The sequence below is a fragment of the Terriglobia bacterium genome (assembly GCA_020073185.1).
In the GTDB taxonomy this organism is placed as follows: domain Bacteria; phylum Acidobacteriota; class Terriglobia; order Terriglobales; family Acidobacteriaceae; genus JAIQGF01.
The window spans coordinates 1-15324 of sequence record JAIQFT010000078.1 but is presented as its reverse complement, the minus strand read 5'-3'; the positions used below and the strand labels follow the sequence as shown (position 1 = coordinate 15324).

The following is a 15324-nucleotide window of genomic DNA, read 5'->3' as shown; positions in this document are numbered from 1 at the left end:
AACGAAACTTCACGTTCGGATTGTTCTTGCCCAAAACCTTGGTGATGGCCGCCGTGAGCGTGGTCTTGCCGTGGTCGATGTGACCGATCGTGCCTACGTTCACGTGCGGCTTGGTGCGGGAAAATTTCTCTTTCGCCATGATTGCGTGCCTCTAAGAGTCTCGATACACCTGATGAAACTTGTGCCGCAGCTCCGACGGCGCCTGCTCCACTTGCCCGAGGTAGAACTCGCGCATCTGGCCCTTGTCGGAGATCGTCAGTGCTTCATACAGCGCCTGGGCTCTGGCGCCTGACTGCTGCAGCACCGGTTCCACGCTCTCCAAAACCTGCTTCGCCAGCACCGAATCAAAATCGCGTATCCGGACACCCTGGCTCTTCAGCGCCGCGAAGAATTTTTCCACCCGCGCGGGAGCGAAGGCTCTCTCCATTGCGCCGCGGAGTTCGGTGAACTCCCTTTCTTTCTCGATCGGGATCGCCGCTTGCTCGAAACCCACCGCAGGTCACCACCTACTAAAAACTGGAGCGGGAGATGGGAATCGAACCCACGACCAACAGCTTGGAAGGCTGTGACTCTACCACTGAGTTACTCCCGCTCTCTGTTGGACGCCTCGCGCCTTACCGCTTCATGATCCCTGGAGCCGATGATCAGGATTGAACTGATGACCTCTCCCTTACCAAGGGAGTGCTCTACCAACTGAGCTACATCGGCTACTCACTTTTGTTCTCGTGTCTCTCCAGCGCCACGCGGCGATGATGCAGCCATGACTTCACCGCGAACATGCCCAGCAATACAAACGTCACGCCGCGGATCTTCTGGTCCGGCAAGGTCAGCCACGCCACCAGTCCCAACAATCCGTATAAGGCCAGCGCAATCGAGAAACGAGACACCACGTAAAATCCTGGTGCACAGGGGAGGATTCGAACCTCCGTAGCTCGCAAGGAGCGGCAGGTTTACAGCCTGCTGCCATTAACCGCTCGGCCACCTGTGCATTCCGGCCGTTTCATGCGTGCGGACGGGAAAGCATTACGCGCGCACATAGTCCCGCGCCTCACCACCGCATTACGGAAAGCTTCCTGTATGAGTACGATCTCTTGAAGGAGCGCGCCGCAACCGTGACTAGTTCCCGGACGTTTCCGCCTACGCCTGGGTACGTGCTTCTGGAGCTGGCGAAGGGATTCGAACCCCCGACCCTCTGATTACAAATCAGATGCTCTACCAACTGAGCTACGCCAGCAAAATCTTTCCCGCCACCCGGCACAAACTATAAAAGTTATCACAACGGAACTCCGCGTGCAAGCCAGAACCTGCCGGGCCGGGCACACTACACCCCCCTCCGCCCTCCGGGATACTTTCACCAGACTGGTACACATCTCGGAATGCGCAGCAGGAGGAGTGGACACAAAAGCTTAAGCCTGGAAGCCCAGCCCAAGAATCATTTTACCGAAGATAGCCGGTGAGCGCCAGTCGCGGAATGGGTAATTTGCAATATTTGCAATTGGCAATTTGAAAAGAAGTGCCAAACCCGGATTTGACCGTTGACGATGCGGGGCTGAGCGGGCACCGCCACTCGAAAATCAGCCCTGGGGCTGTTCCAATTGCAAATTACAAATTACTCAATTACAAATGCTTAGTAATGCGCTGGCGACACTTCATTCTTCTCGCGATTGCGTTGCTGATTGTCGCCGCCGTCGTTGCTGTGCTGTTGCGCCGCGGCGCGCCGCCCGAAGCCGCACGCCTGCTCCCCGCCGCCGCCGCTTACGTCTACCTCGACCTGAAGCCGCTGCGCGCCGCCGGGTTGTTCAAGAACATGCCCAGCCTGGATCCGGACTACGCGCAATTCGTCCGCGACACCGGCTTTCAGTTCGAGCGCGACCTCGACGAAGCCGCCTTCGCGGTCCACTTTCCCTCTCCTACCGACGTCGCCAACTCCAAGACTCTGCCCGAAACGCGTTACTCGGAGGTCTTCGTCGGCCGCTTTGACGGCGCCAAGCTCGCCGCCTTTCTGCGCCGAACCGCTGCCACCACCCGCAACTATGGCAACTCCATTATTTACGAGATCCCGCTGCCCGGCCGCACCGTCCGCGTCGTCGTGCTCAGCAAGAATATGGTCGCCGTCAGCAACGCCGAGGGCGAGTTTGTCATTGGCGAGGTCATTGACCGCTACCGACAATCCTTCGTCGGCGGCAGCGATATGCTCCGCAGCTACTATCGCCACGTCCCGCTGGCCAGCGTGGCTTGGGCGGTGGCGCGCACCACGTCCACCAGTGAGCCGGGGAATGCCCGTTTCGTTCTCCCCGGCGGCTACGACCTGTTCTTCCCGCAGGGAACCGTGGTGGTCGCCGCCGTGCGCTATTTGGGCTCGGTCCAGTTCCGCGCCGACGTCTTCACCCGTAGCCAGGAAGACGCGCAGCGCGTCTCCGACCAACTCAACGCCTTCCTCGCCGTCGCGCGCACCATTGAAGCCCGCGCCCAGGGGGGCAGCGCCGACCCCGACCTCAAGAGCTTTTTCGACAGTATCAGCGTCAGCCAGATGCAAGACCGCGCCGAGCTGAACGCTATCATCCCTCCCGGCCTGCTCAAGAAGATCGTCTCCGAAGCCCCGCCCGTGCCGGTAGTCGCTCCCGCCCCGCTGCCTGAGGCAAAGAAATCCACCACCGAGAAGCGGAGACACGGCGGAAGGAAAAAGAAATGAAATCAGGAGTAAGAAGTCGGAACGTATGACTGGTCGAAACGGTTCGGACTTCTGGATCCTTACTTCTGGCTTGGAATTATTTCCCACCTGCGTTCAGCGAGACTCGTGCGATGGTGGTGCGCAGGAAGTTGTAAGGGTTGACCGGATTGTTGTGCAGCCAGACTTCGTAATGCAGATGGGGGCCTGTACTGCGTCCGCTGAGCCCGACGTATCCGATCACCTGCCCGCGGTGAACCGTTTGGCCGGGCGTGACGGCAAAGCTTGACAAGTGGCCATAGCGCGTGACAAACCCCTGCGAGTGCTCGACCTCGATCATCCGGCCGTAGCCGCTGTAGAAGTCAGCGAAGGTTACCACACCATCGGCCGGCGCGATCACCCGGCTTCCGTACTCCGTGGATATGTCCACGCCGCTATGGAACGCGCCCTCTCCGTTGAACGGGTCAATGCGCTCGCCGAACGACCCCGTAATTCGTCCTTCGACCGGCCACAGGTTGGGCTGTTCGGACAGGCGCAGCCAGTCGGCGGCGGTGAGGTTGCGTCGGCCCATGCTGATCCCGATGGCGGTCCCGCCGTTGAGCGCTGATGTTCTCAACAGCCAGAACTGGTCCATCGACTTCTTGATCTGCTCGTCGGGGAGGGACGAATCATTTCGCCCGGCAGAAAGCAAGGGCTGCGCCTTCAGCCCATACAGCGCGGTTACCTCGCTGGCCAGTGATCCCAGCGATGCCACCTGAATGTCCCTGTCCGCTGCCACTTTCTCCAGCCGGTTGTAGCGGTTCTTGAGCTGTTCCTTCTCCGCCCGCACCTGGTTGAAGCGCATCACCTTCATCAGCATGCGCGCATACGATCCGGCCATCCCGGTGATGCTCAGCATGCCGATCAGCGCCCCAGCGAGGAAGACTTGGACGTAATGCAATGGAATGGGGATCTTACGCAGTTGGCCTTCGGGGTCTCGGGCGACAAAAAGGATGTAGAAACGCTTGCGCAAATTCTAGCTCTCCGCTCAAGCCGATTGGATGCCCCGCGTTGAGGCTGGGTTTGCCTCCGTGGGGCGCTCTCCCGCGGAACGGTCCTGGCTCCCAAATGCAATCACAGGAGCTACATGGAACGTCAAACGCTACCAGAGCGCAAGCTGCGTGTCAATTTTGCTTCCTGTGCCAAAAGGGGATGGCCTTCTCGCCTTCCCCGTGAACAGCCTTCGGTGAGCCCCATCACTGACAGGCCGTCCTCATCCTACCTCCACCAGCCCGTAACGCCGCTGCCAGTGCGACCGAAGGTGGACCAGCGCCCGCGACACCTCCGGTTGAGAAATCTCTCGGTCACAGCCCGATATCACCGCCGCTGCCTCTCGCCGCGCCGCCTCCAGCAACTCCTGGTCGCGGATCAGGTTGGCCACGCGAAAGCCTGGCAATCCTGCCTGTCGAGTGCCGAAGAACTCGCCCGGCCCGCGCAGTTGCAAGTCGGTTTCGGCGATTTCGAAGCCGTCGGTGGTGCGCACCATGGTGTCCAGCCTTCGCTCCGCTTCCGGGGTCACTTTGCCTCCGGTAACCAGAATGCAGAACGACTTCGCCGCGCCCCGCCCGATCCGCCCCCGCAACTGGTGCAACTGCGCCAGCCCGAAGCGCTCCGCGTGCTCGATCACCATCACCGTCGCATTCGGCACGTCCACTCCGACCTCGATCACCGTGGTCGAAACCAGCACGTCAACCTCGTCGGCCTGGAACCGCCGCATGATCTCGTCCTTCTGCTCGGCGTCCAGTCGCCCGTGCAGCAGGCCGATGCGCAGGTCCGGCAAAATACGCCGTCGGACCTCCTCATACATCTTGGTTGCCGCCTTGATCCCCTTCTCCTCGTTCTCCTCAATTACGGGATAAACCACGTACGCCTGGTGTCCAGCCGCCACCTGCTTGCGAACAAAGGCGAAGACCTCGTCCGACCGCTCGCCCCCCACCCGCCGCGTCACGATCGGCCTCCGTCCCGGCGGCATCTCGTTTAAAACGCTGACGTCCAGGTCCCCGTACAACGTCAACGCCAGCGTCCTGGGGATCGGCGTCGCTGTCATCACCAGCGTGTCCGGCTGCGCCTCCTCCGCCCTGGTCGGCCCAAGGGAGCGCGGCGCGCCTTCCGATCTTGTCATCCCGAGCAAGCCCGGTGCGCCTTTGGCCGGGGGAGTCGAGGGATCCCCACCCTCACGCTGATGCTCCGCGCCTGTTTCGGCCTGTGGCTCCTCCGCCGCCAACGCTTTCTTCATCAACTTGAGACGCTGCATCACCCCAAACCGGTGCTGCTCGTCGACAATCACCAGCCCCAGGTTGCTGAACTCCACCTTCTCTACGATTAGGGCGTGTGTCCCGATCACCAGTTGCGCGTTCCCCTGGGAGATGTGCCGGCGGATGTCCCGCTTCCGCACCTCTTCCACCGACCCGGTCAGCAGCACGATGCGGTACCCTGCCTTCTCCAGGATCCGCCGCGCCGACAAATAATGCTGCGTTGCCAGGATTTCCGTCGGCGCCATCAACGCCGCCTGGTAGCCATTCTCGATGGCGATGATCGCCGCCTCCAGCGCCACAATCGTTTTTCCCGACCCTACGTCGCCTTGCAGCAGCCGCCGCATCGGGACCGGCTGGCGCATGTCGTCGGCGATTTCCTTGAGCACTCGCTTCTGGGCCCCCGTGGGATGAAACGGCAGGATGCGTTTGATTGCCTCCCGCACCGGCTCGTCAATGCGGAACGCAATCCCGGGAAGCGCCCGCATGCGTTTGCGCTTCAGCTCCAAGCCCAGCTCAAGGAAGAACAGCTCCTCGAAAATTAGCCGGATTTGCGCTGGAGTGCGCACCGCCAGCAAGTCCTCCAGCCGCGCCGACTCCTCCGGCCAGTGCGCCAGCCGGAACGCCTCGCGCCGCGCCATCAGCCCCATCCGCCGCCGCACCGCGTCGGGAATCGCATCCACGACCTCCGGCGTCAAGTTCTCCAGCGCGCTGTGGATCACCCGCCGGAACCACCGCGACGTCACCTTCCCGCTGCCCGCCGACTCGTAGATTGGTACGATGCGCCCGATTTCCGTTGACTCGGCAATCGCTTCCGGTGCATCAGCGTCCTTTTCGCCCAAAATTTCAAATTGCGGGTTGATCAGTTGCAGCCGCTCCCGGCCCATCTTGGAGACTTCGACCTTGCCGTGCAAAGCCACCAACTGCCCCGGCTGAAATCGGTCTTTCAGGTAACTCCCGTTAAACCAGATGCACTTCAGCATCACCCTCGGCCCGGCCCCGAACAACCCCCGCGTACTTGGCGGTTGTTCCACCCTTCCCGATGGGTGACCCACCCTCATCTCGCCCGGTTCTGGCGAGATAGGGTGGGGGGAATCTGTCGGGCTAGTCAGATCCCCCACCGTCAACTCAAATATGGGCATCGTCTTGGTGCGAAACAGCGCCGAAGTTCGCACCTCGGCGATCACGCTCGCCATCTCTCCCGGGCGCAACTCCCCAATCCGCCGCGGGTTCAGCCGGTCCTCGTAGCGAAAGGGCAGGTAGTACAGCAGATCTTCAACGGTGCTCATGCCTTTGCTCGCCAGCACCTCCGCCAGGCGCGGACCTACCCCCTTCACGTACTGGACCGGCGTATGCAGTTCAAGCATGGCGTGTCCTAGTCTCAAGTCTCCGTCGGCAACTTTCAAGCCCTGCCCGCTTTGCCGCAGCCGAACGCAGAGAGCTGACAGCCAAGAGAAAGGCCCGAAGCTCTCGCCCCGGGCCGCGCTACAAATCCCTCGTCCTGCTTTACTTCTTCGTTTTCGTACCCTTTTGCTTGCCGTAGCTAGTTTCGACCTCTTGACCCATCTGCGCGATTAAGGCCTTGGCGCCTTCGGCGAACTGCCCGGTTGGTTGCAGTTGCAGATATTTCTGGAAGCCTTCAACCGTGCCCGGAGGATACTCGGCTTTGTTTCCTTTCATGGTGGGATGCTGCATCAGGTTGATTGATTTCCAGTAGTACGCATCGGCCCTGTTCGGATCAGCCAGGATCGCCTTGTCGAACGCCTGGATCGCTTCATCTACCTTGCCGATATTGGTCAGTACCGCGCCTTCGTTGAAGTAGTACTGGCCGGCATTGGCCGGGTCCAGTTGCCCCGCTTGCGCGTAAGAGGCTACGGCGGCGCCGGTGTCGCCCATCTTGGCCTGCACTTCCCCGAGGTTGTTGTAATATGCCCCCGTCGGCTTGATAGCGATGGCTTTCTTGTAGTTCTCGGTGGCTTCCTGGAAGCGCGCGGTTCTATCCGCCGGTGCGGTTATTTTGACCGCGCTCTGACGCTCGGAATCGGCCAGCTTGAACCAGAGCACATCGCGCGTCGGATCCAGGGCCACCGCCTCTTTCATCGTCTGGATGGCAAGATCGAAATTGCCCGCCTGCTCGGCCGCCGCGGCTGCCCCCAGCTTTTCGTTCAGGCTCTTGATCTTACTGGCTTCCTTCTGCTGCTCTTCCTGCTGCTTTTTGACCTCCGGCGGAATCGTCGCCTGCTGCGCCGCCTGTTCCTTCTTCAAATCAATGTTATAGGTGTTTTCCGGTTCGCTGAACGAGACGGTAATGCCGGATAATTTCCAGATCTGCTGGCCGTTCTTAAGAACGGTCAAGTCATAGCGCCCCGAGGTGACGCCCAGCGAATAGTACTCGCCCTTGTTGTTGGTCTTCAGCTCATACTTGCGCCCGTTTTCCCTGTTGACTAACAGCACGGTAGCGCCCGTGACCGGCTCACCGTTTACGTCGTGCACGTAGCCCTTGACCACCGTCGTCTGGCCCCATGCTGCCGGAGCCGACAACACCAACAACACCGCCATCACCGCCGTTAATACGCACCAAGTAAGCTTGCGTTTCATTGCCATCTCCCGTTATGAATTCCGCGCATCTCGTGTGCCCGGAGCGCGGCCAAGTTTCATTTTCTACCGCCGGTTGCGCTGGGGTGCTGGTACGCCGCTTCCGTTTCGTAAGCGATGGGATCGCGCGCGCCTGCTGCTGCGAACGCGCGCTGCCGCAACACGCAGCTTTCGCACGCGCCGCACGCCCGCTCTTCCCGGCTGTAGCAACTCCACGTTAAATCGAAGGGCGCGCCCAATTCAAGGCCGAGCGTCACAATCTCCGACTTTTGCATCCCGATCAGCGGGGTCACAATTTCGATCTTCCCCTCCTTGGTTCCCGTCCGGATCACTTCGTTGAACGCCCGATAATACGCCGGCCGGCAATCCGGATAGCCGGAGCTGTCCTGCTCCACCGCCCCGATCAGGATTTTTTCCGCTCCCAGCACTTCCGCCCAACTTACCGCCGCCGCCAAAAAATGAGCATTGCGAAAGGGCACGTAGGTGACCGGGATTTGGGTAGTGTCCGACGGTTCCGGGATTTGCGAAGTGGCGGGGGTGCCCTCGCCCGTCGCTACCGGCGCTCTCCCCTCAAACTCCCTCGCCGCTACCGGCACCGCGATCGAAGCATCCGTCAGTGCCGATCCGCCAATCTGGCGCAGCGCCTCGTTGCGGATCACCATCCGCCGTTTAATCCCCAGACGCTCGCACACCGCTTCAAACGCCCGCTGCTCGCGCTCTTCCGTTCGTTGACCGTACATCACGTGCAGTGCCGCCGCGTCGCAATCGCGCGCCGCCAGCGCCGCGCACACGCACGAATCCATCCCGCCGCTTAACAGCACCACCGCACGAGGACGATGTTCGTCTTTGCTCATCGACAACTCATTGAATGCCGAACCCGCAGTTCTGCAATTCCACAATTACACGCCTTTCGTTTCCGGCGCCCAGATAAACTTGTGGATCTGCAACCCCAGCCGCACCTGCAATCCGTCCTCCAGGATCCAGTCCGCCAGTTCGCGCGGGTCCAGCAAGCAAAGCGAAGCATTCCGCTCCCCAGCAGCATGCTGGCGAAACGCGGGCGAGCAAATCACGGCGCCCACACTCTCTTCTAACCCATGTTCCCGCACAAAATCGCGCGCGAACTGATAGTCGGCGCGCGAGGCCAGCACGAACTTCACTTCATCGCCGCTGCCCAGCGCCGCCAGGTTAGTCTTGTCGAATGTTCCGCCTTCGCCCGATCCCGGGCACTTTACGTCCACGATCTTGTGCACCGCTCGCGGCACGTCTTTCAGGGGGCGCTCACCGCTGGTTTCCAACAGCACCGTGTACCGGCAAGCGAGCAGGCTCTCCATCAGCGGCACCACTTCGCGTTGCTGCAGCATGGGCTCGCCGCCGGTGATCTCCACCAGCCCTGACACCGCCAGCCGTCGCACCTGGGCTTCCACTTCCGATACCGACATTCTCGTTCCGCCGGTGAAGGTGTACTCGCTGTCGCACCAGGTGCAGCGCAAGTTGCACCCGGTCAGGCGCACAAAAGTGCACGGCAGCCCGGCAAACGAGCTTTCACCCTGGATGGACCGGTAGATTTCCGTGATCTGCATGAGTCCTGCGAGGGTCTTTCGGTCTATCGGTCTGTCGGTCGTGTGCTTCGGATTCCCCGGTGTGACCGCGAGACGGATAGACCGACAGGCCTTCTGGAAACTAGAAACCGGAACTACTCGAAGTACGTCGCCGTCGTACTGTCGGTTTCCCAGATCTTCACCTGCTTGACCTTTACCCGCCCGCCGGTCGCCTGCTGGAGGCGCGCGGTCGCTTCCTGGTAGAAGTACCGCGCCATGTTCTCGGCCGAGGGGTTCACCTGGCGGAATGGCTCGATGTCGTTGAGAAACTGGTGGTCCAGCCGGTCGATGATCTGGTTCATCGCCTGTTTCAGGTCCTTGAAGTCGTAGAGCAGCCCGATGCCGTCCAGTTCATCACCCGCCAGGGTGATGCGGACCTTGTAGTTGTGCCCGTGCGGGTTCTCGCACTTGCCGCGATAACCGCGCAGTGCGTGCCCCGCCGCAAACGAATCCTCCACGCTGACTTCAAACATGCCGTTTCTATTCTAGCTTGAGCGCAGGAAAAACGCTGGTCTTCGGCCTTCCGATCCAAGGCGATCCTTAGGACTCACTCGCAAAACCTAAACTGAGGTCATCCTGAGCGAGGACGCGCCACACAACCAGCCCGCCCGACTTTGGCGCGCGGGTTGGCACGTCCGAGTCGAAGGACCCCTGCTTTGGCCAGATTCCCACAAAAGTTGAAAGGCAGTTCGGTCAGGAATTTCCTAACCGACGGCTCAGATTCGCTCTAGTTGCTCAACCGTGCGCTCGTTCCTCACATTGCCCGTATTCAACGTCGTCTTCGGCTCCAGCAGCATGACGTGGACTTCCTCGTCCGCGATTGGCATGTGCTCCACTCCGCGCGGCACAATGATGTACTCACCCGGCACCACCGTCTTCTCCCGCTCCACCCCGTGCTCGCGGAACTTCATGCGCAGGGTTCCGCGGATTACCAGGAACAGCTCGTCTTCCGCCTCGTGGTGGTGCCATACGAACTCGCCCTTGAACTTCACCAGCTTGACGTACGAGTCGTTCACTTCGCCCGCGATCTTGGGCGACCAGTACTCGGAAAACTGCGCCAGCTTGTGCGCTATGTTTACCACTTCCATGCTTACCCCTCCGGCTCGGTCGCGACCTGCTGCGGCGCGCCTCCGCGCTTGGTGTAGCCTACGACGGTGATCAGTGCCAGCGCCACCGCTGCCGTCATGAACAGTTGGCGGATACCGAGCAGGTGCGCCAGGTAACCCGACAGCAGCAGCCCCGTCACCTGCGCCAGCGAGATCAGCGACATGAAGCTGCTGCTGACGCGCCCAATCATCGCATGCGGCGTCTCCTGCTGCATCAGCGTTTGCGCCGGCACGATCACCAGCGCGATCGCCACGCCCAGCCCGAACAAGCTCGCCGCCGCCGTTGGAATGTTGGCGAACGCGGCCAGCAGTCCGGTGGAGAATCCCAGCGTCAGCAGCCCGACGAGCACAATGTCCTTCTTCGAGCGCTGGCGCGCAAAGCGCGTCACCCCTTGCGTCCCCAGCATCAGTCCTACCCCGACCATGGTGCTGACAAATCCGTACAGCAACGATCCGCCCCGCAGCATGTCGCGCACGTAGATCGAGATCAGCGGGCTGAAGCAGCTCAGCACGAACATCGCCACCACCATTGCCGTTACCACGAACGCCAGGTAGGCGTGCGTGAAGATGAAGCGGTTGCCGCTGCTAAATTCGCTGAGGAAGCCCTGCACGCTCTTGCCCGACGGCCGCGGCGGATTGATCACCAGCGTCGAAACCATCAGCGCCGAGAACCCGAAACTGGCGGCGTCGAGGTAGAAGCACGGGTTCTCCCCCAGCCACGCGATCAGCGCGCCCGCCAGGATGGGCGAAACCAGGCGCACCGTGAAGAACGCCTGCGACATCATGGCGTTCGCCGCCAGCAGCTTCTCCATGGGCACCAGCGTGCGCACGGTCACCGACTGCGCCGGACCAAAGAAACTGGAGAACACGCCCAACACTCCAAAGATGGCGCACAACTGCGGCACGTTGCGCGAGAACACCGCCAACAGGATCAGAATCGCGCGCATCAGATCGCTGGCAATCATCACCCGCTTCACGTTCCAGCGGTCCACGAATACGCCGGCCAGCGGGCCGACCAGCGCCATCGGGACCATGTAGGCGACCATCACCAGGGTGACCTGCAGCGCGTTGCCGTGCCAGCGGAAGGTGATCAGGCTGATGACGCCGAACAGCGCCAGGAAATCGCCAAAGATGGAGACGAACTGCGCCAGCCACAGCTTGCGGAAATCCGGCTGCTGCAAAATAGCGCGCATACTTCCAGCGGGTTGTGTTGCCGATGCCATTGTCTGGGAACTCTCGGGTTGATTGGCTCACATTGTACTGGGCCCCCGCCCCGCGTAGAAGCCCCCTGGGACGAATGCGAAGCGCCTTGGACGGGTAGCAGGTAGCTTGTATCTGCCGAGCCTCCAGCTACCGACTGCCAGCTACGCGCACGGAAGCCACCATCGCAGCATTTCGTTAGAATGGAGAGAATCCCGTGCGTCGCTCGCTCACATTCGCGCTCGCTCTGCTCGGCCTGTTCGACTCCCTCTACCTTCTCTGGGTGTACGCCTCGCCGGCGCACGCGATGGTGTGCCTGGGCAGCGGCTGTGACGAGGTCCGCGCCAGCCGCTTCGCCCAGATTGCTGGCGTTCCGACTCCGCTTTTCGGAGTTGCGATGTACGGCGTGTTCGCACTGCTCATCTTTGTCGAGCCAATGTTCTCCCGCGCCACTTGGCTGCGGCGCGCCACCACCGTGATCGCCGGCGCGGGCGTCGTCGTCTCGGCTGCTTTGACAGCCATTGAAGCCTTCGTCATCCATGCCTGGTGCGTCTGGTGCGTGGTGCAAGCAATCGCTGTCACGCTGATCTTTATTCTCTCGCTCACGCTGTTGCGCGCACGCTTCGACGACCGCGCTCAGGCCCGCACTGCGTTTTGGCGGCACACGCTCGTGCTGGTGCTGGCGATCGCGGTGGGCGCGCGCGCCTTCACCTGGCTGCAACAGCACGCCGAAGCGCCGATACACGCGCCTGAGCCGACCTCGACTGAGATCGTCGAGCGGCTGGTGCGTCCTGACAGCCACATCACCGGCAGTGCACATGCGGCGGTGACATTGGTCGAGTTCGGCGACCTGCAGTGCCCGTCGTGCGCCGCGGCGGGGCCCGAGATGCGCGAATTGCGAAAGCGTTACGGCGATCGCGTGCGCTTCGTCTTCCGGCAATTTCCCCTGGAAAAAGTCCACCAGTACGCGCTCCACTCCGCGGAAGCCAGCGAGTGCGCGGCGCAGCAGGGCAAGTTCTGGGAAGCGCTGGACCGCTTCTACGCGGCCAACGGCGATCTCAAGGACGAATCGCTGGAGCGCTACGCCGGAGAACTCGGGCTCGATGTCACGAAGTTCAAATCGTGCTTAAGCAGCGGTGCGACGCGCGCCATCATCCAGCGCGACAGCGAAGACGGGAGCGCGCTGGGAGTTCGAGGCACGCCGACATTTTTTCTCGGACGGCAGCGCATTGTCGGCGCGCCCGAAACTGCAAAATTCGAGCAGTTACTGAACCAGGCGCTCGCGGGAGCTTCTCCGCCTGCTCCAACTGCCGCAACCAGCGCCGCGCCGCCAGCGGAACGCAAGGCGACGAAGGAGACTAAGAAAACCATGACAGCAACCTCGGCCACCGGCGCAGGATTGGGCAGCGGGTCGAGCGGGTTCCTCAACATCGAGGGCAACTCCATCGACTGCAGCGAGGACGCGCCCCAAGGGCCCGAGCCGGCGATGATCCACACCGCCGAGGCCGAGAAGCTGTTCCACGAAGGCTCGGTCTTCGTCGACGTGCGCTCGGTCGACGACTTCCGCAAGTCCCACATCCAGGGCGCTGCCAACCTTCCGCTGCTGGAAGCGCAGCGCCGCGCCACCGAATTGCCGCGCGACAAAACCATTGTCCTGTACGAAGGTGGCGGCGGCGGCAAGTCCGATGTTTGCGCCGCCAGCCGCGCCGTCGGACGAGTCCTGCTCGGCCACGGCTACACGAAAGTCGTCGTGTACCAGGACGGCCTCGCAGGCTGGCAGAAGCAAGCGTTGCCTGCGGAGCGCTGATCTGGAGAAATCAGAAAACTGCTTGGCGTCCTCCTTCATTTCTTCGGCCCGACCGCGCTCATAAACAAACACTAGGCGCAGACCACTCTGCCTGAAGCCTAGCGCCTGTTACTGAGTCGGACGTTCTACCATCTGCCGGAGTGTGCCACCCGGCGGAGCGTCAGGTTCTGCGCCAGCTTGTAACTGAGTTGCGTTTCCGCGGGCAGGCCTTTTTTCTTTCCCGTTAGGACTTGCGCGCCCGCGCCTGCGCCGCCGCCGGCTAAGGCGCCGATGGCCGCGCCCTTGCCGCCGCCAAACAATGCTCCTAAGACGGCTCCAACCGCGGCCCCGCCGCCGACATATTTGGCGGTGCGGGTGTTGGCGCCCAGTCCAGCGCCGCCTGTGCTCTTGCCGCCGCCCGCCGCGGCAAGGTCATACCGCGTGCCACCAACGCTGACGGAGCGCAGATCGAGCACGGTGTCGTCGCCGTCATTGGTCGGCTCTGCAATCAGGCGCGCGCGGCTGCCCCGTGGAATGGCAATGTTGCCGGAAGTGTCCGGCACGTCGTCGCTGACGGTGGCGGTATACACCGCGCCAGCCGTGGGATGCGCCGGAATCGCCGTGTCGGTGCGCACCTTGATCTGCGTGCCTTCCGATAGCGTCCGCGTCTGCCCCCACGCCGCCAAGCCGGCGAGCAGCAGGAATATGGTTAGAAACTTGATCTTCCTCATCGAATCCCTCCCCAAACACACGAGTGTGCAGATAAGGAGTAAGGGAGGATGAACGCCGATTCGGTCCGCTCGTTTCTCGCGCGGCCGGAGCGCGTAATGCAAAAACTTCCCTACGTATGATCGTCGTTACTTTCAACCCGTTCTTTTGAGCAATTCGCGGTGCGCTCTGAGCGTGACGCGGCGCGAGTGCCTTCTTCCAGGCCACGCTTTTTCCATGCTGGCCACGTGTCAACATTTCTTGAGACATCCGCAACAAATCGCCAGTGTGTTCTGCTGCTTTCGTCGGATTCATTCCTCCTCATCGCCATAACAACCCACCTTCAAGCCGCTCCATTGTCTCATGAATTTCCTTCACAGCAAGTTCTTCGCGCTCAATATACGATGTTGGCAAGAGCGGTACACGTGGCCCACGCGCTCCGGACCGCTTAAAATCCGTATACAAACCAAAGCCATCATCGTCTTTGCGCACGCGCCGCGAACCGTTTCCCATCTCCATCGAAAAGAAGTCAAGGTACCGGCGTGGGCCGATTCCCAGAAACGGAACGAACGGTATTTTTTCGCCTGTCGTCGGTATTTCAGCGGTTTCCCCCAGCTCAACGGCATCTCCGTGCAATTTGCCCGCACGACTCTTTGGGTACGGTTCGACGTACACAACCTTGCTTATTCCCGCCGCAATTATGTGGCGAGCACAGTTATGGCAGGGAAAGGTCGTGACGTAGAGAGTAGTACCTATCGGCGACACGCCAGAGCGCGCACACGCCATTAGTGCGTCCATTTCACCGTGAGTTGCACGCCCGTACTCGGTAATATCCGCTAACTTTGTTCGTTCCAGCAGGGCAGATACGACTGTTGCGAGAGTGCCTTCTTTCAGTACGGGTGAAAGCTGTTCGACAATACTGTTAGCGATCTCCTGTTTTGCTTCATCATTGGAATCACACGGCGGCTCAAGTCGGTGATCGCGGCTATCAGCCGCCATGCGGCCGTCGGCTTCTGGCTCCCAATACGAACCTCCATTCGCGCGCGGCACTTCGTTGCACCCGACCGCCAGAAGATCTCCTATTGTATTGAGAATCGCAGCACCGACCTGACGCCCTGGCTGGGAGGAGCGAGCGGCTGCAGCAGATGCAAGAAACATCCCGTACTCGTCTCGCCGGGGGCTGATAAATCGTTCGCCAAAAACCAAATCCAGGAACCGGAGTAGCTCCGCACGCTGCTGTCCGGTTAAGTTGCAAGGTGATGGCTGCAAGTAGTAGCTGCGCAATAAGTTGAAGCCATTTCGGGCTTGCCGCGATTCGAATGCGAGGAGAGTACACAATGGCTCATGAATCAGGGCCGCACCGTCTTCTCGC

Annotated in this window: 15 protein-coding genes and 4 tRNA genes; 2 read left to right on the top strand and 17 right to left on the bottom strand. The window is 61.2% G+C overall.

Annotated elements, in window-relative coordinates; all coding sequences use genetic code 11:
- The 7 genes from tuf to LAN64_19120 form a co-directional block, all read right to left on the bottom strand.
- Positions 1-139: elongation factor Tu (tuf, locus tag LAN64_19150; protein MBZ5569948.1), on the bottom strand; the 139-nt coding region annotated here is incomplete at its 3' end.
- Positions 140-151: 12 nt separating this feature from the next.
- Entirely contained in the window at positions 152-493 is a 342-nt protein-coding gene (locus tag LAN64_19145) for a hypothetical protein (GenBank protein MBZ5569947.1), read from the bottom strand.
- Positions 494-517: 24 nt separating this feature from the next.
- Positions 518-592: transfer RNA gene (locus LAN64_19140), tRNA-Gly, on the bottom strand.
- Between the two features lie 40 nt (positions 593-632).
- Positions 633-708, bottom strand: a tRNA-Thr gene (locus LAN64_19135).
- Positions 708-887, bottom strand: a complete 180-nt coding sequence (locus LAN64_19130) for a hypothetical protein (protein ID MBZ5569946.1) — start codon at positions 885-887, stop codon at positions 708-710. The genes LAN64_19135 and LAN64_19130 overlap by 1 nt, the downstream gene beginning before the upstream one ends.
- 12 nt (positions 888-899) lie before the next feature.
- Positions 900-988 (bottom strand) — tRNA-Tyr (locus LAN64_19125).
- A gap of 170 nt (positions 989-1158) precedes the next feature.
- Positions 1159-1234: transfer RNA gene (locus LAN64_19120), tRNA-Thr, on the bottom strand.
- Positions 1235-1633: 399 nt separating this feature from the next.
- Between LAN64_19120 and LAN64_19115 the strand changes: the two genes are divergently transcribed.
- Positions 1634-2692: a hypothetical protein gene (locus LAN64_19115; GenBank protein ID MBZ5569945.1), complete on the top strand. Its 1059-nt coding sequence runs from the start codon at positions 1634-1636 to the stop codon at positions 2690-2692.
- Positions 2693-2768: 76 nt separating this feature from the next.
- Here the strand turns inward: LAN64_19115 and LAN64_19110 are convergent, their stop codons facing one another.
- The 8 genes from LAN64_19110 to LAN64_19075 all read right to left on the bottom strand — a co-directional run bounded on the left by LAN64_19110 (position 2769) and on the right by LAN64_19075 (position 11451).
- On the bottom strand, positions 2769-3680 hold the full coding sequence (locus LAN64_19110) for a M23 family metallopeptidase (protein MBZ5569944.1): 912 nt from the start codon (positions 3678-3680) through the stop codon (positions 2769-2771).
- Between the two features lie 240 nt (positions 3681-3920).
- Positions 3921-6326: an ATP-dependent DNA helicase RecG gene (gene recG / locus LAN64_19105; GenBank protein ID MBZ5569943.1), complete on the bottom strand. Its 2406-nt coding sequence runs from the start codon at positions 6324-6326 to the stop codon at positions 3921-3923.
- 139 nt (positions 6327-6465) lie between these two features.
- A complete protein-coding gene (locus LAN64_19100) occupies positions 6466-7557 on the bottom strand; it encodes a carboxypeptidase regulatory-like domain-containing protein (protein ID MBZ5569942.1) in 1092 nt (363 codons plus the stop codon).
- Between the two features lie 56 nt (positions 7558-7613).
- The gene (gene queC / locus LAN64_19095) at positions 7614-8408 is read right to left on the bottom strand and encodes a 7-cyano-7-deazaguanine synthase QueC (protein ID MBZ5569941.1); all 795 of its coding nucleotides are present in this window, start codon (positions 8406-8408) and stop codon (positions 7614-7616) included.
- Positions 8409-8453: 45 nt separating this feature from the next.
- A complete protein-coding gene (locus LAN64_19090; protein ID MBZ5569940.1) occupies positions 8454-9134 on the bottom strand; it encodes a radical SAM protein in 681 nt (226 codons plus the stop codon).
- Positions 9135-9247: 113 nt separating this feature from the next.
- Positions 9248-9625, bottom strand: a complete 378-nt coding sequence (queD, locus tag LAN64_19085; GenBank protein MBZ5569939.1) for a 6-carboxytetrahydropterin synthase QueD — start codon at positions 9623-9625, stop codon at positions 9248-9250.
- 243 nt (positions 9626-9868) lie between these two features.
- The gene (locus LAN64_19080) at positions 9869-10240 is read right to left on the bottom strand and encodes a cupin domain-containing protein (GenBank protein ID MBZ5569938.1); all 372 of its coding nucleotides are present in this window, start codon (positions 10238-10240) and stop codon (positions 9869-9871) included.
- A gap of 2 nt (positions 10241-10242) precedes the next feature.
- Entirely contained in the window at positions 10243-11451 is a 1209-nt protein-coding gene (locus tag LAN64_19075; protein MBZ5569937.1) for an MFS transporter, read from the bottom strand.
- A 224-nt stretch (positions 11452-11675) separates the two neighbouring features.
- On the opposite strand from LAN64_19075, the gene LAN64_19070 reads away from it, so the two are divergent.
- Positions 11676-13265, top strand: a complete 1590-nt coding sequence (locus LAN64_19070) for a thioredoxin domain-containing protein (GenBank protein MBZ5569936.1) — start codon at positions 11676-11678, stop codon at positions 13263-13265.
- A 125-nt stretch (positions 13266-13390) separates the two neighbouring features.
- Here the strand turns inward: LAN64_19070 and LAN64_19065 are convergent, their stop codons facing one another.
- Both LAN64_19065 and LAN64_19060 read right to left on the bottom strand, forming a co-directional pair.
- The gene (locus LAN64_19065) at positions 13391-13975 is read right to left on the bottom strand and encodes a hypothetical protein (GenBank protein ID MBZ5569935.1); all 585 of its coding nucleotides are present in this window, start codon (positions 13973-13975) and stop codon (positions 13391-13393) included.
- 298 nt (positions 13976-14273) lie between these two features.
- The coding region (locus tag LAN64_19060; GenBank protein MBZ5569934.1) for a cytidine deaminase at positions 14274-15324 on the bottom strand (1051 nt) is incomplete at its 5' end.